This window comes from Couchioplanes azureus, assembly GCF_014648355.1.
GTDB classification, from domain to species: domain Bacteria; phylum Actinomycetota; class Actinomycetes; order Mycobacteriales; family Micromonosporaceae; genus Actinoplanes; species Actinoplanes azureus.
In genome coordinates this window covers 605191-621155 of the sequence record NZ_BMQY01000003.1, presented here as the reverse complement: position 1 = coordinate 621155, position 15965 = coordinate 605191, and the positions used below count along the sequence as shown (strand labels likewise).

Sequence of the window (15965 nt, the reverse complement as noted above, 5' to 3'; positions counted from 1 at the left end):
ATCACATCGAACGACCCCGGTGGCCGGGTGCGCAGGGGACCTGACAGTGTGGTGGGCGTGCGGAAGCGGGTGGCGATCGTCGGCGGCGGGATAGCCGGGCTGGCCGCCGCGGTGCGCATCCGGGACCGGGCGCCGGCCGGCACCGACATCATCGTGTACGAGCAGTCCGGCCGGCTCGGCGGCAAGCTGCGCACCGGGGAGCTGGCGGGCGCGACGGTCGAGCGCGGCGCCGAGTCGTTCCTGGCGGGTGCGCCGGAGGGCGGCGAGTCGGCGGCGGTGCGGTTCGTGCGGCGCGTCGGGCTGGGCGACGCCCTCGTGCATCCCGCGCCGATCCCCGCCGCGCTGGCGGTCGAGGGTCGGCTGGAGCGGGTGCCCGGGGGGACGCTCGTGGGCGTACCAGGGGATCTGAGCCTGCTCGGCGAGCTGGCGCGCCCGACCGCGGACGCCGACCGCGACGAGGGCCGCCCGCTGCTCGCCCCCGGCGAGGACGTCACGGTCGGCGCGCTGGTCCGCGCCCGGTACGGCGACGAGATCGCCGACCGGCTCGTCGACCCGATGCTCGGCGGGGTGTACGCGGGCCGCGCCGACCAGCTCTCCCTGGCCACCACCCTGCCGGCCCTGGCCCGCGCCGCCCGCACCGAGCACACCCTGTCCGCCGCCGTCCGGGCCGCCCAGGCCGCGTCCGTCCGGGTGCCCGGCCGGCCGGTCTTCGCCGCCGTCGACGGCGGGATGAGCCGCCTGGTGGCCGCCGCGGCCACCGCCGCCGGCGCCCGCATCAGCCTGGGCCTGCCGGTGCGCGAGCTGGCCCGCACGACGCACGGATGGCGGCTGCTGCTCGGGCCGGTGCCCGCCCCGCAGATCGACGACGTCGACGCGGTGGTGCTGGCCATGCCCGCCCGTCCGGCGGCCCGCATGCTCACCGGGGTCGATCCCGAGGCGGCCGCCGAGGTGGACCGGCTCCGGTACGCCAGCGTCGCCCTCGCCGCGTTCGCCCTGCCGCCCGGCACGCCGCTACCCGAGCTCTCCGGCTTCCTCGTGCCGCCGGCCGAGGGCACGCTCGTCAAGGCGGCCACGTTCTTCACCCGGAAGTGGCCGCACCTCGCCCGCCCGGACGGCCCGGTGATCGTGCGCGCCTCGCTCGGGCGCTCCGGCGAGGAGGAGCGGTTGCAGCACGACGACGCCGTGCTCGCCGCGGCCGCGCACGCCGAGCTGGGCCGCCTTGCCGGGGGAGAGCTGCCGCCGCCGGTGGCCTCGTGGGTGCAGCGCTGGGGCGGCGGGCTGCCCCAGTACGCCCCCGGCCACCTCGACCGGGTCGCGCGGGCCCGGGCCGCGCTGAGCGGGCGCCCCGGCCTCGCGCTGGCCGGGGCCGCGTACGACGGCGTGGGCATCCCGGCCTGTGTGGCCAGCGGCGAGAACGCCGCGGACGACGTCCTGAAACACCTGGAGGAGCGATGAGCGAGGCGCAGACGAACGCCGCCCGGATCAACGAGCTGAACGCCACGATCCGCTACACCATGTGGTCGGTCTTCCGCGCCACGACGCCGCTTCCGGCCCTGCGCGACGCCCTGGCCGGCGAGGTGGACACGCTGTTCGAGCAGCTCGCCGGCAAGGACGTCACGGTGCGCGGTACGTACGACGTCGCCGGCCTGCGCGCGGACGCCGACGTGATGGTGTGGTGGCACTCCGGCTCGTCCGACGCGCTGCAGGAGGCGTACGGGCTGTTCCGGCGTACCGCCCTGGGCCGGCACCTGACGCCGGTGTGGTCGCAGATGGCGCTGCACCGCCCGGCCGAGTTCAACAAGAGCCACCTGCCCGCGTTCCTCGCCGACGAGCAGCCGCGGCCGTACATCTGCGTGTACCCGTTCGTGCGGTCGTACGAGTGGTATCTGCTGCCCGACGAGGAGCGCCGCGCGATGCTCGCCGAGCACGGCCGGATGGCCCGCGGCTACCCGGACGTGCGGGCGAACACGGTCGCGTCGTTCGCGCTCGGCGACTACGAGTGGATGCTCGCCTTCGAGGCCGACGAGCTGCACCGCATCGTCGACCTGATGCGTGACCTGCGGGCCTCCGGCGCGCGCCGGCACGTCCGCGAGGAGGTGCCGTTCTACACCGGCCGCCGCCGCTCGGTCACCGAGATCGTCGCCGCGCTGCCCTGACCATCGGTACGTGGGGGATGCCGTCCTCGTCGTAGGCCTCGCCCGCCACCTCGAATCCGAAGCGGCCGTAGAAGCCGGTCAGGTGCGCCTGCGCCGCGAGGGTGGCGGGCCGGTCGCCGACGACGGTGAGCGCGTGCGCCAGGAGCCGGCTCGCGGCGCCGCCCTGGCGCGCGCTCGCCGCGGTGACCACCCGGCCGATCCGCGCGGTGCCGTGGTCGTCGAGGATCCGCAGGTAGGCGAGGATGCCGTCGCCGCGGGCCAGCCAGACGTGCCGGGTGCCGGGCTCGTCGTCGCGGCCGTCGAGCTCCGGGTACGCGCAGTTCTGCTCGACGACGAACACGTCGACGCGCAGCTTGAGGATCGCGTACAGCGTGGCGACGTCGAGCTCGCCGAAGGACGCCACGCGGATCTCCTCCTGGGGATGCATCGTGGCATCTTATGCGTCACTTCTCGCGTCCTCGGCCGTTGTCCTCCCTGGAGCGCGGCATTCCAGGGGGACACATGATCAAGCGGAGCAAGCTGTTCGGCAACAAGACCCGGGTGACGTTCTGCCTGCCGAAGGACGCGCCGGAGGGCACGGTCAGCGTGGTCGGCACGTTCAACGACTGGAAGCCCGGGCTGCACGAGCTGAAGATCCGGCGGGACGGCACGCGTACGGTGACGCTGAGCCTGGAGCCCGGGCACTACCGCTTCCGCTATCTCGCCAGCGACGGCGTGTGGCTGGACGACGAGCACGCCGACGCGGTGGGCCCGCACGGCAGCGAGTTGCTTCTCTGACGTTTCGGCCCGATATCCGCGGGAACCCCCTACCTTTTAGTTGACACTGCAAATAACTAGGAGGATTCCCCGTGGCGAACGTCAAACTGGCCGTCATCTACTACTCGGCGACCGGCAACATCCACGCCATGGCCGAGCGCCTGGCGCAGGCGGGCGAGAAGGCCGGCGCCGAGGTGCGCCTGCGCCAGGTGCCGGAGCTCGCGCCGCAGGAGGCCATCGCCTCGAACGCGGCCTGGAGCCAGCACTTCGACACCACGAAGGACGAGCCCAAGGCGTCCGCGGACGACATGGTCTGGGCCGACGCGGTGCTGTTCGGCACCCCGACCCGCTACGGCAACGTCGCCAGCCAGCTCAAGCAGTTCATCGACACGCTCGGCCCGCAGTGGCAGCAGGGCCAGCTCGCCGACAAGGCGTACGCCGGCTTCACCGCGTCGATGACCGCGCACGGCGGCCAGGAGTCGACGCTGCTGGCGCTCTACAACACCATCTACCACTTCGGCGGCGTGGTGGTGGCGCCCGGCTACACGGACGTGCTCAAGTTCAACGACGGCAACCCGTACGGCGCCTCCCACGTCACCGGCGGCTCCAACAACGCGCCCCTGAGCGAGGTCGAGTACGCCGCGCTCGACCACCTGGCGCAGCGCGTGGTCACCGTCGCGGGCAAGCTCCGCGGCTGAGCGCACGCGGCGGGCGGTTCGCCGGCGTGCATCGCACGGGTGACGCCAACCGGGGCGCGTGGTGGCAGACTGACCGCCGTGGCCGAAAAGTTCGAGTTGGACCTGAGTGACGCGGTGTGGCGCCGCAGTGGCACGTCCGAGGAGGCGGCGGTCGAGGTCGCCCTGCTGGAGGGTGGCGTGGCGGTCCGCGACTCCCGCCGCCCGGACGGTGACGTCCTGTTCTTCACGCCCGCCGAGTGGGACGCGTTCGTCGGCGGGGCGAAGGACGGCGAGTTCGACCTTTAGCGCGCCGAGCCGGACTTCGTCCGGCTTTGCCGATATCAACCCGAAGATGGTTCATTTCTGGCTATCGTGCGGACATGACCAATTGCGAGTCTGACCTGCTGAAAAAGGTGGAGCGGTACGAGAACGCCGTGCATGAGCTCAAGGCCGCCCACGAAGACGTCAAGGACGTTCTGACCCAGCACATCCTCTTCGACCGCTGGAAGGAACTCGGCACGCCGCTCGGTTTCAAGGCCGACAAGGCCCCGGACTCGGAGGAGCCCAACCGGGACCTCGCCCAGCTCAATCAGCAGATCTCCGCGATGAGCGAGTCCTGGGCGCACTGACGCCGGTGTTTCGCCTCGCCCGGGGCGGCCACCGCCCCGGGCACGCGTTACCGTGTCGGCCATGGCCGACACCCAGTACGAACAGCTGCTCCGCCGGGTCCTCGACGACGGCACGCCCAAGTCGGACCGCACCGGCACCGGCACGGTCAGCCTCTTCGGCGAGCGCCTGCGCTACGACCTGTCCCGCGGCTTCCCGCTGATCACGACCAAGCGGGTGCACTTCAAGTCGATCGCCGTCGAGCTGCTCTGGTTCCTGCGGGGCGACAGCAACGTCCGTTGGCTGCGCGACCAGGGCGTCACCATCTGGGACGAATGGGCCGACGCCGACGGCGAGCTGGGCCCGGTCTACGGCAAGCAGTGGCGCTCCTGGCCGACGCCGGACGGCGGCCACGTCGACCAGATCGCCGACCTGCTGGCCACGCTGCGCAGCGACCCCGACTCGCGGCGGATGATCGTCTCCGCGTGGAACGTGTCCCAGCTCCCCGAGATGGCCCTCGCGCCGTGCCACGCGATGTTCCAGTTCTACGTCGCCGACGGCCGGCTCTCCTGCCAGCTCTACCAGCGCAGCGCCGACATGTTCCTCGGCGTGCCGTTCAACATCGCCAGCTACGCGCTGCTCACGCACATGATCGCGGCGCAGGTCGGGCTCACGCCGGGTGACTTCGTCTGGGTCGGCGGCGACTGCCACATCTACGCCAACCACGTCGACCAGGTGCGCGAGCAGCTCTCCCGGGAGGCGTACGACTTCCCCGAGCTGGAGCTGGCCCCCGTGCCGTCCCTCTTCGACTACCGCTTCGAGGACCTGAAGCTGGTGAACTACCTGCACCACCCGGCCCTGCGCGCCCCGGTCGCCGTATGACCATCCACATGATCTGGGCCGAGGCCGGGGGCGGGGTGATCGGCGCCGGCGGCGACATCCCGTGGCGCGTGCCCGGCGAGCAGAAGATCTTCAAGGACTTCACCATGGGCGCCACCGTCGTGATGGGGCGCACGACCTGGGAGTCGCTGCCGGAGCGCGTCCGGCCCCTGCCCGGGCGCCGCAACGTGGTGCTGACCCGCCGTCCCGGCTGGATCGCGCCCGGCGCGACGGTGGTCGCCTCGGTCGAGGACCTGCTCGCCCGGCACGACGAGTTCTGGGTGATCGGCGGGCAGTCGGTCTACACGGCGCTGCTGCCCCACGCGGGCCACATCGTCCGTACCCGGATAGACCTGGACGTCGCCGGCGACACGTACGCACCGGAGCTCGGTCCCGAGTGGCGGGTCGCCGGCGAGGGCGAGCGGCACACCGCCGCGAACGGCATCGGCTTCCTCGTGGAGCAGCTCCACCGGGACTGACTGCGCTACTGCTGGGGATCCAGGCGGATGGACAGGCTGTTGACGCAGTGGCGGGTGTTCTTCGGCGTCATCATCTCGCCGCGGAAGACGTGGCCGAGGTGGCTGTCGCAGCGGGCGCAGCGGATCTCCGTGCGGACCATGCCGTGGCTGTGGTCGTCGATCTCCTTGATGGCGCCCGGGATGGCGTCGTCGAAGGAGGGCCATCCGCAGCCGGACTCGAACTTGGTGTCGCTCGGGTAGAGCTCGGCGCCGCAGGCGCGGCACCGGTACATGCCCTCGTCCTTGGTGTTCACGTACTCGCCGGACCAGGGCGCCTCGGTGCCGGCCTGGCGCAGGACGCGGAACTCGTCCGGGCTGAGCCGGATGCGCCACTCGTCCTCGGTGGTGGGCAGGGTGGTGTCTTCAGGGGCCATGCCGTCCACCGTACGTCGCGGCGCACCGGGAGTGCGGCGTGCGGTCGTACCGTCGGACGTTGAGCCTCCTATGGAAGCTGCGCGATTCCGGCCCACCTGGCGGCAGGCCCTCGGCCGTGGTCTCTATGGGGGCGTGCTGCTGTCCCTGGTCGCTCTCGCCGTGGCGGCGGTCGCCGCGGCCGTGGACCTGGTGTGGGCCGGGCTGGCGCCGCCGGGGTGGGCGTGGCTGCTGCTCGCCGTCGCGCCGAGCGCGGCCGGGGCGGTGGCGGGGCTGTTGCTGCGGCCGTGGATGGCGACGGAGATCGGGCGCGAGGGCATCCGCACGGTGACGCCGTTCGGCGCCGGGGTGCAGCCGTGGAGCCGGGTCGTGGACCTCCGGGCCGAGCGGCGCGGTGCCCGTACGGTCGTCTCCGTCTATCTGGAGTCCGGGGCGAGCGTGCAGTTGCGGGCGCCGTACAGCGGCGGGCTGTTCGCGGCGGATCCGCAGTTCGAGTCGAAGGTCTTCGCGTTGTGGCATCTGTGGCGCAGCCACAGGATCGGGGGAGTTCCCTCCTGATTGAACCGGGGCGTTACGTGCAAAACGGGCGCAAGGCGCTAAACTCCCTGCGGAATGAGACCGGACTTACCGCAACAGAACGGATGCTCCTCATGAGTTTGACGCGCCGACTGGCCGCGGCACTGCCCGCGGCCGGCGTCACCGTGCTCGCCGCCCTCGCCCTGACCGGGGCACCCGCCGCGGCGACGGCTGACGAGGCCGCGGCCCGCGCCCCGCACCCCGCCGTGACGACCACCCCCTGCGCCGAGGGAGAGCGCGACGAGGACTGCGGCTACGGGCCCGGCAGCACGCCGGGCGCCGCCGCCACGACCACCGGCCCGACCCGGGGCAACGGCGGATACGGCGGCGAGAGCCCGACCCCCGCCCCGTCGCACACCACCACGACCCCGACCACCCCGAGCACGCCGACCGCCAGCGTCGACACCGTCCCGCCCGGCGGCGAGCTCCCGGAGACCTCGCCGCCGGCCACGCCCACCCAGAGCCAGACCGCCCCGGGCGGCGTCAGCGCGGGCGGCACCCTCCCGCTGACCGGCGCGCCGATGGGCCTGACCGTCGCTTTCGGCGCCATCCTGGTGGCCGCCGGCGCCGGTGCGGTCGTCTACAGCCGGCGTCGCCGCAGCGCCTGAAGTCCCCGCCCGCGACGGCCGTCCTCTCCGCGGGGAGGACGGCCGTCGCCGTCTGCGCATAAGGTCGTCGCATGGCAGCTTCCCGGTCACCCGCCGTCGAGGTCGAGGTCGCGGGTCGTCCCGTACGGCTGAGCAGTCCCGACAAGGTCTGCTTCCCCGGCAGGGGATACACCAAGCGGGACGTGTTCGAGTACTACCTGGCGGTCGGCGACGGCATCATGCGCGCCCTGCGGCACCGGCCCACGACGCTGCAACGCTTCCCCGACGGCATCGAGGGGGAGATGTTCTTCCAGAAGCGGATTCCCGCCCGGGGTGTCCCGGCCTGGGTGCAGACCGCCACCATCGCGTTCCCGAGCGGGCGTACGGCCGACGAGCTCTGCCCCGCCGACCTGGCCCACGTGGCCTGGGCCGCGCAGATGGGCACCGTGGTCTTCCACCCCTGGCCGGTGCGCGGCGACGCCCCCGACAACCCCGACGAGCTGCGCATCGATCTCGACCCACAGCCCGGCCTCGGCTTCGGCGACGTGGTCGCGGCGGCCGGGGTCGTGCACGAGGTGCTGGACGAGCTGGGCTGGACCGGCTACCCGAAGACCTCGGGCGGCCGGGGCGTGCACGTCTACGTCCGCATCCAGCCGAAGTGGTCGTTCGTGCAGGTGCGCCGGGCGGCGATCGCCCTCGCCCGGGAGGTCGAGCGGCGCAGCCCCGGCCGGATCACCACCTCCTGGTGGAAGGAGGAGCGCGGCGACCGGGTCTTCGTCGACTACAACCAGATGGCCCGGGACCGGACCATCGCCTGCGCGTACTCGCTGCGGGCCAACGCGCGGGCGACCGCCTCGACCCCGGTCACCTGGGCGGAGCTGCCCGACGTGGAGCCGGACGACTTCGACCTGCGGACCGTGCCGCAGCGGATCGCGACGATCGGGGATCCGCATGCGCGGATCGACGACGTCGCCCACGACATCACGCCGCTGCTCGAGTGGTCCGAGCGGGACGAGCGGGCCGGGGCCGGGGACCTGCCGTACCCGCCCGACCATCCGAAGATGCCCGGCGAGCCGAAGCGGGTGCAGCCCTCCAAGGACCGCGACCTCAAAGAGCGATCTTGAATCCCTCGTGGGTGGGCGCGAAGCCGAGCGAGGCATAGAAGCGGTGCGCGTCCGCGCGGCGCTTGTCCGTCGTGAGCTGCGCCAGCCGGCAGCCGCGCTCCCGGGCCCGGTCGAGCGCCCAGTGCATCATCTGCCGCCCGAGCCCGCGGCCGCGCCGGTCGCCGCGGATCCGGACCGCCTCGATGGTCATCCGTTCGGTGCCGCGGCGGCTCAGCGACGGCGTGAAGGTGAGCTGGCAGGTGCCGACGATCTCGCCGCCGGCCTCCGCGACGATCAGGTCGTTGCGCGGGTCGGCGTCGATCGCCTCGAAGGCCGCCCAGTACGCCGCGTCGACCGCCTCCTCGACCGGCGCCGACTCGCGCGCCCGGGCGATCTCGTCGTCGGCGAGGAGTCGCAGGATCGCGGGGAGGTCCGCGCGCGTCGCGGTACGGAAGATCAGCTCGGCCACCCGGCCATCCTGACACGCCCGTCGGGCTGAGCCGGACCGCGCCCGCCCCGGGGCACCATGGCGCCATGCGGTTGCTGCTCCTGCCGTTGCGGCAGATCTACCGGGGCCTGGTCTGGCTGGCCAACTCCCCGCGGACGCTGATCCTGTCGTACGCCCTGCTCATCCTGGTCTGTGCCGCGCTCTACCGGGTCTTCGAGGCGGAGGTCTCCTTCGGCGACGCGCTGTGGTGGGCCGTGGTCACCGCGTCGACGGTCGGCTACGGCGACATCTCTCCGGAGACGGTGCCGGGGCGGGTGATGGCGGCGCTGCTCATCTCCGTCATGGTGCTCATCGTCGTGCCGCTGATCACCGCGCACTTCGCCAGCAAGCTGATCGTCGACACCGACGCCTTCAAGCACGAGGAGCAGGAGGAGCTGAAGGACAACCTGCGCCGGGTCCGCCAGCTCCTCGAGGAGCTGGCGGCGCGCGAGGGGATCACTTCGCCGGGCAGCGCAGCCCCTCCTTCGGCGCGGTCAGATCGATGAGGTAGCGGTCCACCGCGTCGACGATGCACTTGGTGCTCGGATAGGCGGTGTGGCCCTCGCCCTCCCAGGTCAGGACGCGACCGGTGCCGAGCATGTTGGCCAGCTCCGCGGTGTTCTCGTACGGCGTCGCCGGGTCGCCCGTCGTGCCCACCACGACGATCGGCGGGGCGCCGGTGGCGGCACCGGCCGGGTACGGGTCCCGCTTGCCGGGCCAGAACGTGCACGGCAGCATGCCCATCGCCAGCGCCGCCCCGAACAGCGGGTACTTCGCGCGCCACTCGCCCTGCAACTGCCGGACGCGCTCGACCGAGGGGGCGTCGTCGGTGTCGGCGCAGTTCACGGTGAGGTTGGCGTCGAACAGGTTGGAGTAGGTGCCATCGGGCCGGCGGTCGGCGTACTCGTCCGCCAGCTCGAAGATGCCGTCCGCGTCGCCGGCCTGCAGGTCGTCGACGGCCTCGGCGAGCTCCTGCCAGCCGGACTCGTCGTAGAGCGACGAGATCACCGCCACGAAGATCCATCCCGCGGTGGCCTCCCGGCCGTCGGCGCCCTCGACCGGTGAGACCTCCGCCTTCGCGAGCGCGTCGGTCACCGCCTCGCGCGGGTCCGGCGCGATCGGGCACTTGCCCGGGGTGGCCTTGCACCAGGCCGTGAAGTTGGTGAAGGCGTGCTCGAAGCCCTTGGCCTGCGCCTCGGAGCCGGCGACGAAGTCCTGCTTCGGGTTGACCGCGCCGTCCAGCACCAGGGCCCGGACCTTGTCGGGGAAGAGCTGGGCGTACGTCGCGCCGAGCAGCGTGCCGTACGAGAAGCCGAGATAGGTCGTCTTCGCGTCGCCGACCGCCGCCCGCAACGCGTCCATGTCCCGGGCGGCCTGCTCGGTGCTGAAGGTGCCGAGCTGGTCGCCGTACTTGCGGCCGCAGCCCTCCGCGACCTTCTTGTTGAGCGCCACGACCTCCTGGAAGTCGGCGTCGGAGCGAGGGTCGGGGGAGGCGGCGAAGGTCGCGTCCTGGTCGGGCGCGCTGATGCAGGTCACCGGGCTGGAGCGGCCGATGCCGCGCGGGTCGAAGCCGACGATGTCGAACTTCTCGGTGATCTCGGTCGGCAGGCCGCCGAGCGCCTGGCCGAAGGAGAGGTAGACGGCCAGGTCGATGCCGGAGGCGCCGGGGCCGCCGGGGTTGATCAGCAGCGAGCCGATCCGGTCGCGCTGGCTGGCGGAGCGGACGCGGATCATCGCCACGTCGTAGGTCTGCCCGCTGCGCGGCGCGTTCCAGTCGCGGGGTACGGCCACCGAGGCGCAGTCGTACGTCATGCCCTGCGCGCCGCGGCCGACGAGCTTCTGCGGCACCTCGGGGCACGGCGCCCACTGGGCCAGCGTGCCCGGCACGGAGGCCGTCGCCTTGCCGCCGCCGGTCGCGGGCCCGGCGCTGTCGGAGTCTTGCGGGGCGAAGACCGGCAGCGTGCAGCCGGCGGTGGCCACGACCACGGCCACCAGGGCAGCCAGGACCAGACGGGGGGTACGCGGCACGGTGCGCGCCTTTCTTCCTGCGGCGGGTTCCGCGCACGAGGCTACGCGGTGCCCCGGAGTGCGTCGCTCAACGGCTCGTCAGCACGTCCGCCAGGTTGAACCGGACCGGGCGCTCGAGCTGCTCGTACGTGCACGTGTGCGGCTGCCGGTCGGGCCGCCACCGCTCGAACTGGGCGGTGTGCCGGAACCTCAGGCCCTCCATGTAGTCGTAGCGCACCTCGACCACCCGCTCGGGGCGCAACGGCACGAACGACAGGTCCTTGCCGTTGTTCCAGCGGCTCACCTCGTTCTTGCGCGGGGTGCGCTCGCCGGACTCGTGCGCCGCCCAGTTCCACGGATGTCCCTCGAACGTGGTGACCAGGTGCTGGAGCTCGGCGAAGAGCTCCTCGCGCACGCTCATCGGGAAGGAGCCGATGACGCCGACCGACACCAGCACGTCCCGGTCGTCGTAGAGGCCGAGCAGCAGCGAGCCGATGCGGTTGTCGCCGGACTTGTGCAGCCGGTAACCGGCGACGACGCAGTCCGCCGTACGCTTGTGCTTGATCTTGGTCATGACCCGTTTGTCCGGCTCGTAGCCCAGCTCCTTGCCCTTGGCGATGAGCCCGTCGAGCCCGGCCCCCTCGAACTCGGCGAACCAGCGCCGCGCGGTCTCCAGGTCGTCGGTGGCCGGGGTGACGTAGACCGGCGGCTTCGCGCCGGCCAGGCATTCCTCGAGCCGGGCCCGCCGCTCCGCGAAGGGCCGGGTGGTCAGGTCCTCGTCGCCGAGCGCCAGCAGGTCGAAGGCGACGAACCCGGCCGGCGTCTGCTCGGAGAGCAGCTTGACCCGGCTCGCCGCGGGATGGATGCGCTGCTGCAGGGCCTCGAAGTCGAGCGTGTTGCGCTCGGTGTCGGCGACGACGATCTCGCCGTCGATCACCGACCGCTCCGGGAAGTTCGCCAGGACCGCCTCGACCACCTCGGGGAAGTACCGCGTCATCGGCTTCTCGTTGCGGCTGCCGATCTCCACCTCGTCGCCGTCGCGGAAGATGATCGAGCGGAAGCCGTCCCACTTGGGCTCGTAGAGCTGCCCGGGCGGGATCGCGGCGACCGGCTTGGCGAGCATCGGCTTCACGGGCGGGTTGACGGGCAGGTCCATGCCGACAGTCTCCCCGGTGACGCCGGAAAAGAAAGCGCGAAGTGCCGTTCGGTGACCTTTGCGGCGGGTAATGCGTTTCCGTGGGTTCCCGGGTGGTGGTGCTGACCGGCGGATCGAGCGGGATCGGCCGCGCCGCCGCGCTGGCCTTCGCGGCCCGCGGCGACAAGCTCGTGCTCGCCGCCCGTGGCCTGGCCGACCTCGAGAAGGTCGCGGCGGACTGCGGCGGCGACGTCGTGGTGGTTCCGGCCGACGTGAGCGTACGCCCGCAGGTCGACGACCTCGCCCGGACCGCCCTGGACGCCTTCGGGCGCATCGACGTGTGGGCCGACACGGCGGCCGTGATGGCCTACGGGCGCTTCGAGAACCTGCCGCCGCACGTCTTCGACCAGGTGATCGCCACCGACCTGCTGGGCCCGGCCAACGTGGCGCGCGCCGCCCTGCGGGTCTTCCGGGCACAGGGCCACGGCACGTTGATCCTGTGCAGCTCGCTGGTGGGGCACATCACCGTGCCGTTCATGTCCGCGTACGCGACGGCGAAGTGGGGCCTGCGCGCGCTGACCCGGACCCTGCGGCAGGAGACCCGGGACGCCCCGGACATCCACGTCTGCGAGCTCGTGCCCGGCAGCGTCGACACGCCGATCTACGCCAGCGCCGCGAACTACGCCGGTTTCGTCGGGCGCCCGCCGCCGCCGGTCGACAGCGCCGAGCGGATGGGCGCGGCCATCGTGCGCCTCGCCGACCGGCCGCGCCCCGAGCTGTCGGTGGGCCCCGCCAACCGGCTGGTCGAGTTCGGCTTCGCCGGCCTGCCGCCGGTCTACGACGCGCTCATCGGCCCGCTGATGTCCCGCCTCGCGCTGTCCCGGCGCCCGGCACCGCCGCAGGACGGCAACGTCTTCGCCAGCACGCGCCGCGTGGAGGGCGGCCCGGCCCGGTACGGCCGCACGGCGATGGGCGCCGCGGCCGCCGGCGCCCTCGCGCTCAGCGGCGCGGCGGCGCTGGCTCTGCGCCGGGGCCTGCGCAGCCGCTGACAGGTCTTCACTCGTCCCCTGGGTCCGGGTGCAGACTGCTGCCATGAACGCCCGCGATCTCGGCAGCCTCACGATCGGCGAGTTCGGCCGCCGGGCCGGACTGTCGGTCAAGGCACTGCGCCTCTACGACGTCTCCGGCCTGCTCCCGCCGGCCGCCGTGGATCCGGTCAGCGGATACCGCCGGTACGCGGTCGGGCAGCTCGACCGCGCGCGCCGGATCAGCCTGCTCCGCCAGCTCGGCATGCCGCTCGCCGTGGTGGCCCAGGTGCTCTCCGGCGCCGACGAGCAGGCGGCCGAGCGCCTCGACCGCTGGTGGGCCGGGCAGGAGCAGGACATGCAGGTGCGGCGCGGCACCATGAGCTGGCTCCGCGAGCACCTGCGCGCGCCGGCCGCGCCCGGCCCCGGACCGGCGGTCGGCCACCGCGACGTGCCCGCCACCAAGGTCGCGGCGATCCGCTGCGACACCGACCAGCAGGGACTGCTGGCCGCCATCCGCCGGGGCGTGGACGAACTGGCCGGCCACCTCGACGCCGCCGGCGCCCGGCGGACCGGCCGGCACTGGGTGATCTACCACGGCTTCGTCACGCCGGACAACGAAGCGCCCATCGAGGTCTGCGTGCCGTACGCCGGCGCGTGCGAACCGGCCGGCGAGATCGTCATCCGGGTCGAGCCGGCGCACTCCGAGGCGTACGTCACCGTGTCCCGCGACGACTGCTGCTACCCGCGGATCCTGCAGGCGTACGCGGCACTCGACGCGCACGTCGCCGAGCGCTCGCTGATCACCACCGCGGCCCCACGGGAGGTCTACCTCGCGGGGTGGCACGACGTCGCGGGCACCGACCCCTTCGTCCTCGTCTGCCAGCCCGTCGCGGGGGCCTGAGCATGGACTACACCCGCCAGAGCGCCTACTCCGACCCGGGGGAGCACGCCGGCCTGCTCGCCGAGCTCCCCGCCGACGTGCCCGCCCTCGGCGCGGCCGTACGCAATCTGATCGTGCACTACCGCGGCTCCGGCATCGACTTCCCGCCGGAGCGCCTCAAGGAGATCGACAGCCGCTGGGCCGACCGCATGCTCGCCCACGACCAGCGCCGCTTCCCGGGCTCCCTGCTCACCCCGCACCGGGCACCGGAGGACCGCGTGGTCGGCTGCTGCCGCGACTTCACCCTGCTGACCGTGGCCGCGCTGCGGTTGCACGGGGTGCCGGCCCGCAGCCGGGTCGGGTTCGCGGACTATCTGGACGCGGAGTTCCGCTTCGACCACGTCGTCACCGAGTGGTGGGAGGGCAGCCGCTGGCGGGCGGCGGACACCCAGCTGGACCCGGCCTGGGGCCTGCGCGTCGACCCGCTGGACGTCCCCCTCGGCGCGGGCGGCCTGATGCCGGCCTCGCGGGTGTGGACGGCGTACCGCCGCGGCGACCTGGACCCCGGGCGCTACGGCGTGCACCCGGACAGCCCGATCGGCGGCGCCTGGTTCATCCGCAACTACGTCCTGCACGAGGCCGCCCACCGCTACGGCGACGAGCTCCTGCTCTGGGACCTGTACGGCGCCATGTCACAGGAGCTCGACGGCGACCTCGGCTTGATCGACGAGGTGGCGCGGCTGCTCGTCGCCGCGGACTCGGGCGACGACGCCGCCGACCGCGAGCTGGCCCGCTGGTACGCCGCCGACCCCCGCCTGCACCCGGGCACGACGGTCGAGAGCTTCTCGCCGCGGGGCGTGGTCGGCCGGGTCGCCCTGACCCGCACCCCCTAGCACCGCCGCGAGGTCACTCCGTCCAGTACCAGCCGTCCCTGAGCGACATCCGGTGCGGCACCTGTGGATAGTGCGCAAAAGGCGTCCATCACCGGCAGGGCGCGACGACCGGCGTGTGGACGGTGCCAGACCCTGGCGCAGACTGCTCCGAGCCCCTCCCGCCCGGTCTGGCGGCCTAGTGGACGAGCAGCGCGACGAGGCGGTCCAGTTCGGCGGACGGGTCCTCGGCGAGTCCCATGTGGACCGGGCCGGCCTGCAGGATCGTGCTGCGGGGCGCCACCATCCAGCGGAACCGCTCGCCCGGCCGCATCGCCCGGGCGGCGCCCCCGTCGGCACCGCCCGCGCACGTCGTCTCCCAGGACTTCAGCGACGCGCGGATGGCGTCCAGGTCGGCATCCGGGTCGAGGGCGAGGAGCCGCTGCTCGTGCAGGTACGTCCGGGCCTGGAGGAAGTCGCGGCGCTGGCAGTAGAGGACCACGCCGACGTTGATCAGTTCGCCGCGTTCGATGCGGGGCACGGCGCGGATGGGGGCGTACTCGTAGGGGACGCTCATGCCGGCAGCCACGCTTCCGGGCGGGCCGCGCGGGCGAGCAGATGATCCCGGTACGCGACCCGGGCGCCGGCCGCGGAGTCGAAGTCGAACTCGGCCAGCCATTCGTCCGGCACCAGCGCCAGCACGACGTCGAGCAGGTCCGCGGTCAGCCGCGGGACGAGGTCGGCGGCCGCGGCGGCGACGGCGGTCGCGTACGGCTTCAGCACGTGGTCGTCCCACCGGTACGGCCGGTGCACCACGTCGGCGGCCCGCGGCCAGTTGTGGTGGAAGTACAGCGTCGCGCCGTGGTCGATGAGCCACAGGTCGCCGTGCCAGACGAGCAGGTTGGGGTTGCGCCAGCTGCGGTCGACGTTCTCCACGAAGGCGTCGAACACCAGGACGCGGGAGGCGAGGCCGGCGTCCACGGGGTGGGCGACCGGGTCGTAGCCGAGGGCGCCGGGCAGGTAGTCCATGCCGAGGTTGGCGCCGGCGCTGGCCTTGATCAGCTCCTGGACCTCCTCGTCCGGCTCGGCGCGGGCCACCACCGGGTCGAGGCCCACGACGACGAGCTCCGGCACGGGCAGCCCCAGCCGCCGGGCCAGCTCGCCGGCGACCACCTCGGCCACCAGCGCCTTGGGGCCCTGGCCCGCGCCGCGGAACTTCACGACGTACGTGCCCAGGTTGCCGGCCTCGACGATGCCGGGCAGCGAGCCGCCCTCGCGCAGCGGGGTGACGTAGCGCACGGCGGAGACCTCGGGAAGCACGCGCCCCAC

Annotated in this window: 22 protein-coding genes; 15 read left to right on the top strand and 7 right to left on the bottom strand. The window is 73.1% G+C overall.

Annotated features, from left to right (window positions below):
- Window positions 1-57: 57 nt before the first annotated feature.
- Together IEY99_RS14075 and hemQ are read left to right on the top strand one after the other, a co-directional pair.
- The gene (locus IEY99_RS14075; RefSeq protein ID WP_373293344.1) at window positions 58-1455 is read left to right on the top strand and encodes a protoporphyrinogen/coproporphyrinogen oxidase; all 1398 of its coding nucleotides are present in this window, start codon (window positions 58-60) and stop codon (window positions 1453-1455) included.
- Complete coding sequence (hemQ, locus tag IEY99_RS14070) at window positions 1452-2156, top strand: hydrogen peroxide-dependent heme synthase (protein ID WP_189203167.1); 705 nt, start codon at window positions 1452-1454, stop codon at window positions 2154-2156. The genes IEY99_RS14075 and hemQ overlap by 4 nt, the downstream gene beginning before the upstream one ends.
- Here the strand turns inward: hemQ and IEY99_RS14065 are convergent.
- Window positions 2128-2583 carry a GNAT family N-acetyltransferase gene (locus IEY99_RS14065; protein ID WP_189203165.1) on the bottom strand — a complete coding sequence of 152 codons (456 nt, stop codon included), beginning with the start codon at window positions 2581-2583 and terminating at the stop codon, window positions 2128-2130. The genes hemQ and IEY99_RS14065 overlap by 29 nt on opposite strands.
- Before the next feature lie 74 nt (window positions 2584-2657).
- Here IEY99_RS14065 and IEY99_RS14060 point away from each other — a divergent pair, with 74 nt between their 5' ends.
- From IEY99_RS14060 to IEY99_RS14035, 6 genes are all read left to right on the top strand, one after another.
- Window positions 2658-2933 (top strand): isoamylase early set domain-containing protein, encoded by a 276-nt coding sequence (locus IEY99_RS14060; RefSeq protein WP_189203163.1) that lies wholly within the window; start codon window positions 2658-2660, stop codon window positions 2931-2933.
- A gap of 71 nt (window positions 2934-3004) precedes the next feature.
- Window positions 3005-3610 carry an NAD(P)H:quinone oxidoreductase gene (gene wrbA / locus IEY99_RS14055; protein WP_189203161.1) on the top strand — a complete coding sequence of 202 codons (606 nt, stop codon included), beginning with the start codon at window positions 3005-3007 and terminating at the stop codon, window positions 3608-3610.
- A gap of 78 nt (window positions 3611-3688) precedes the next feature.
- The gene (locus tag IEY99_RS14050; protein WP_189203159.1) at window positions 3689-3895 is read left to right on the top strand and encodes a DUF397 domain-containing protein; all 207 of its coding nucleotides are present in this window, start codon (window positions 3689-3691) and stop codon (window positions 3893-3895) included.
- Window positions 3896-3969: 74 nt separating this feature from the next.
- On the top strand, window positions 3970-4218 hold the full coding sequence (locus tag IEY99_RS14045) for a hypothetical protein (protein WP_189203157.1): 249 nt from the start codon (window positions 3970-3972) through the stop codon (window positions 4216-4218).
- Window positions 4219-4279: 61 nt separating this feature from the next.
- Window positions 4280-5077 (top strand): thymidylate synthase, encoded by a 798-nt coding sequence (locus tag IEY99_RS14040; RefSeq protein WP_189203155.1) that lies wholly within the window; start codon window positions 4280-4282, stop codon window positions 5075-5077.
- Complete coding sequence (locus tag IEY99_RS14035) at window positions 5074-5553, top strand: dihydrofolate reductase (protein WP_189203153.1); 480 nt, start codon at window positions 5074-5076, stop codon at window positions 5551-5553. Before IEY99_RS14040 ends, IEY99_RS14035 begins: the two co-directional genes overlap by 4 nt.
- Before the next feature lie 5 nt (window positions 5554-5558).
- Here the strand turns inward: IEY99_RS14035 and msrB are convergent, their stop codons facing one another.
- Window positions 5559-5966 (bottom strand): peptide-methionine (R)-S-oxide reductase MsrB, encoded by a 408-nt coding sequence (gene msrB / locus IEY99_RS14030; protein ID WP_189203151.1) that lies wholly within the window; start codon window positions 5964-5966, stop codon window positions 5559-5561.
- A 70-nt stretch (window positions 5967-6036) separates the two neighbouring features.
- Between msrB and IEY99_RS14025 the strand changes: the two genes are divergently transcribed.
- From IEY99_RS14025 to ligD, 3 genes are all read left to right on the top strand, one after another.
- Window positions 6037-6522, top strand: a complete 486-nt coding sequence (locus IEY99_RS14025) for a hypothetical protein (RefSeq protein WP_189203149.1) — start codon at window positions 6037-6039, stop codon at window positions 6520-6522.
- Between the two features lie 92 nt (window positions 6523-6614).
- Window positions 6615-7148 carry an LPXTG cell wall anchor domain-containing protein gene (locus IEY99_RS14020; RefSeq protein WP_189203147.1) on the top strand — a complete coding sequence of 178 codons (534 nt, stop codon included), beginning with the start codon at window positions 6615-6617 and terminating at the stop codon, window positions 7146-7148.
- 71 nt (window positions 7149-7219) lie between these two features.
- On the top strand, window positions 7220-8251 hold the full coding sequence (gene ligD, locus IEY99_RS14015; RefSeq protein ID WP_189203145.1) for a non-homologous end-joining DNA ligase: 1032 nt from the start codon (window positions 7220-7222) through the stop codon (window positions 8249-8251).
- Here ligD and IEY99_RS14010 read toward each other — a convergent pair.
- Window positions 8235-8699 (bottom strand): GNAT family N-acetyltransferase, encoded by a 465-nt coding sequence (locus IEY99_RS14010; protein WP_189203143.1) that lies wholly within the window; start codon window positions 8697-8699, stop codon window positions 8235-8237. The genes ligD and IEY99_RS14010 overlap by 17 nt on opposite strands.
- 65 nt (window positions 8700-8764) lie before the next feature.
- On the opposite strand from IEY99_RS14010, the gene IEY99_RS14005 reads away from it, so the two are divergent.
- Window positions 8765-9223 (top strand): potassium channel family protein, encoded by a 459-nt coding sequence (locus IEY99_RS14005; RefSeq protein ID WP_189203141.1) that lies wholly within the window; start codon window positions 8765-8767, stop codon window positions 9221-9223.
- Here the strand turns inward: IEY99_RS14005 and IEY99_RS14000 are convergent.
- A complete protein-coding gene (locus IEY99_RS14000; RefSeq protein ID WP_229798639.1) occupies window positions 9174-10745 on the bottom strand; it encodes an alpha/beta hydrolase in 1572 nt (523 codons plus the stop codon). The genes IEY99_RS14005 and IEY99_RS14000 overlap by 50 nt on opposite strands.
- Window positions 10746-10812: 67 nt before the next feature.
- Window positions 10813-11880: an ATP-dependent DNA ligase gene (locus IEY99_RS13995; protein WP_189203139.1), complete on the bottom strand. Its 1068-nt coding sequence runs from the start codon at window positions 11878-11880 to the stop codon at window positions 10813-10815.
- A gap of 80 nt (window positions 11881-11960) precedes the next feature.
- Between IEY99_RS13995 and IEY99_RS13990 the strand changes: the two genes are divergently transcribed.
- Genes IEY99_RS13990 through IEY99_RS13980 form a run of 3 tightly spaced genes read left to right on the top strand, consistent with a single transcriptional unit; the run spans window position 11961 to window position 14660 of the window.
- Window positions 11961-12908, top strand: coding sequence for an SDR family NAD(P)-dependent oxidoreductase (locus IEY99_RS13990; protein ID WP_229798637.1), 948 nt, complete (start codon window positions 11961-11963; stop codon window positions 12906-12908).
- A gap of 43 nt (window positions 12909-12951) precedes the next feature.
- A complete protein-coding gene (locus tag IEY99_RS13985; RefSeq protein WP_189203137.1) occupies window positions 12952-13788 on the top strand; it encodes a MerR family transcriptional regulator in 837 nt (278 codons plus the stop codon).
- A gap of 2 nt (window positions 13789-13790) precedes the next feature.
- Window positions 13791-14660 carry a transglutaminase-like domain-containing protein gene (locus IEY99_RS13980; RefSeq protein WP_189203135.1) on the top strand — a complete coding sequence of 290 codons (870 nt, stop codon included), beginning with the start codon at window positions 13791-13793 and terminating at the stop codon, window positions 14658-14660.
- Window positions 14661-14835: 175 nt separating this feature from the next.
- Here IEY99_RS13980 and IEY99_RS13975 read toward each other — a convergent pair whose 3' ends face one another.
- Entirely contained in the window at window positions 14836-15213 is a 378-nt protein-coding gene (locus IEY99_RS13975; protein WP_189203133.1) for a DUF3037 domain-containing protein, read from the bottom strand.
- Entirely contained in the window at window positions 15210-15956 is a 747-nt protein-coding gene (locus IEY99_RS13970; RefSeq protein WP_189203131.1) for a HipA family kinase, read from the bottom strand. The genes IEY99_RS13975 and IEY99_RS13970 overlap by 4 nt, the downstream gene beginning before the upstream one ends.
- Window positions 15957-15965: the final 9 nt, after the last annotated feature.

Excerpts from the sequence above, each read along its gene's own strand:
- IEY99_RS13995 (WP_189203139.1), bottom strand. The coding sequence starts at position 11,880 with ATGGACCTGCCCGTCAACCCGCCCGTGAAGCCGATGCTCGCCAAGCCG.
- IEY99_RS13975 (WP_189203133.1), bottom strand. The coding sequence starts at position 15,213 with ATGAGCGTCCCCTACGAGTACGCCCCCATCCGCGCCGTGCCCCGCATC.
- ligD (WP_189203145.1), top strand. The coding sequence starts at position 7,220 with ATGGCAGCTTCCCGGTCACCCGCCGTCGAGGTCGAGGTCGCGGGTCGT.
- IEY99_RS14060 (WP_189203163.1), top strand. The coding sequence starts at position 2,658 with ATGATCAAGCGGAGCAAGCTGTTCGGCAACAAGACCCGGGTGACGTTC.
- IEY99_RS14065 (WP_189203165.1), bottom strand. The coding sequence starts at position 2,583 with ATGCATCCCCAGGAGGAGATCCGCGTGGCGTCCTTCGGCGAGCTCGAC.
- IEY99_RS13980 (WP_189203135.1), top strand. The coding sequence starts at position 13,791 with ATGGACTACACCCGCCAGAGCGCCTACTCCGACCCGGGGGAGCACGCC.
- msrB (WP_189203151.1), bottom strand. The coding sequence starts at position 5,966 with ATGGCCCCTGAAGACACCACCCTGCCCACCACCGAGGACGAGTGGCGC.
- IEY99_RS14045 (WP_189203157.1), top strand. The coding sequence starts at position 3,970 with ATGACCAATTGCGAGTCTGACCTGCTGAAAAAGGTGGAGCGGTACGAG.
- IEY99_RS14035 (WP_189203153.1), top strand. The coding sequence starts at position 5,074 with ATGACCATCCACATGATCTGGGCCGAGGCCGGGGGCGGGGTGATCGGC.
- hemQ (WP_189203167.1), top strand. The coding sequence starts at position 1,452 with ATGAGCGAGGCGCAGACGAACGCCGCCCGGATCAACGAGCTGAACGCC.
- IEY99_RS14005 (WP_189203141.1), top strand. The coding sequence starts at position 8,765 with ATGCGGTTGCTGCTCCTGCCGTTGCGGCAGATCTACCGGGGCCTGGTC.
- IEY99_RS14040 (WP_189203155.1), top strand. The coding sequence starts at position 4,280 with ATGGCCGACACCCAGTACGAACAGCTGCTCCGCCGGGTCCTCGACGAC.
- IEY99_RS13985 (WP_189203137.1), top strand. The coding sequence starts at position 12,952 with ATGAACGCCCGCGATCTCGGCAGCCTCACGATCGGCGAGTTCGGCCGC.
- IEY99_RS14025 (WP_189203149.1), top strand. The coding sequence starts at position 6,037 with ATGGAAGCTGCGCGATTCCGGCCCACCTGGCGGCAGGCCCTCGGCCGT.
- IEY99_RS14020 (WP_189203147.1), top strand. The coding sequence starts at position 6,615 with ATGAGTTTGACGCGCCGACTGGCCGCGGCACTGCCCGCGGCCGGCGTC.